General features: G+C 64.0%; 1 protein-coding gene. It reads right to left on the bottom strand.

Going from position 1 to position 1,171, the window contains the following annotated elements; all coding sequences use genetic code 11:
• Positions 1-138 precede the first annotated feature (138 nt).
• Positions 139-1,113, bottom strand: coding sequence for an IS5 family transposase (locus ACWGTI_RS32470; protein WP_454576788.1), 975 nt, complete (start codon positions 1,111-1,113; stop codon positions 139-141).
• Positions 1,114-1,171 lie beyond the last annotated feature (58 nt).

The raw sequence follows: 1,171 nt of genomic DNA, 5'->3' as shown, positions 1-1,171 counted from the left end.
GGGCCTGTTGCGTTATTAGGCTTTGGACGCCTGGAGAGACGGCAGGGGCGCAGCGAGGTGGTTTCCGGCGCGGGTTTGCGGCCGGATGGGGTAGGAGTTGGCGTATTCGGTGGATTTCGGGCGCAGTGCGACCCAGGTTCAGGTGGCCAGCGTCACCCAGCGGCGCATGTTGAACGCCATGGCCGCGATGAGGATCTGTCCTGCAGCCTTGGCCAGGCCGCGATAGCGAATGGCGCAAAGTCGCATGCGGTTCTTCAAGGTGGCGAAGGTCGTCTCGACGGCAAAGCGCTGCCGGGCGATCAGCTGGTTGAACTGCTTCAGGCGCGCCGGCAGGCGCGGATGATGTTTGTTGGCTCGCCGCATCAGCCGCGGCTTGATCCCGCGCTGCCTCAGCGACAGTTCGCGCGCCTTGGTGTGGTAGGCCGCATCCGCCAGCACCGCGCCTTCGTCGCCACAGATCAGATGATCTGCTTCGACCGTGTCGTTGACGTTGGCCGCTGTCGTCCTCACCCGGCGGATCAGACCAGAACCCTGGTCGACACCGACATGGGCCTTGTAGCCGTAGGAGGAGCCAGGCTTGCCCTGCCGGCGCGTAAAGCCGGCATCGGGATCGCCGACCTCGCCCACCTCCTGCGCGGCTCCACCGGGTGGCCGTGCCGCCGCCGTCTCGATCACCGTGGCATCGAGCATCGTGCCCCGCCGCAGGATCAGCCCGGCTTTGTCCAACTGATGGTCCAGTTCGCCAAACAGCTTCTCCAGAAGCCCGGCCTCGACCAGAAGACTGCGAAAGCGGTTGAGTGTGGTGTGGTCGGGCACCGTCTCGTCGAGCGTCAGCCCAACGAAACGGCGGAACGACAGCCGATCGGCGAGTGCCTCCTCCAGTTCGCTGTCCGACAGCCCATACAAGGATTGCAGCAGAAGCGCCTTGAACATCACCAGCGAATTGTACGCAGGCCGCCCTGGCCCAGCCGGCGAGCGCAGCCGCGCCAGGATCTTCTCGAAGCGATACCACTTCACCAGCGACGACAGCCGGTCCAGCCGACCGAGCCGACCAAGACCCTGTGGCAGCAGAGCCTCCACAAAACTGAACTGACCGCTCGGCTTTGTCGTCATCGCAAAATCCCCGTTTCAAAAACAGGGAATCATATCCACCCAATTTTGCAACAGTCCC

Source organism: Mesorhizobium sp. ArgA1 (genome assembly GCF_053714375.1).
The sequence above is the reverse complement of the archived record's forward strand: the minus strand, read 5'-3'. Positions and strand labels throughout refer to the sequence as shown.

Excerpts from the sequence above, each read along its gene's own strand:
- ACWGTI_RS32470 (WP_454576788.1), bottom strand. The coding sequence starts at position 1,113 with ATGACGACAAAGCCGAGCGGTCAGTTCAGTTTTGTGGAGGCTCTGCTG.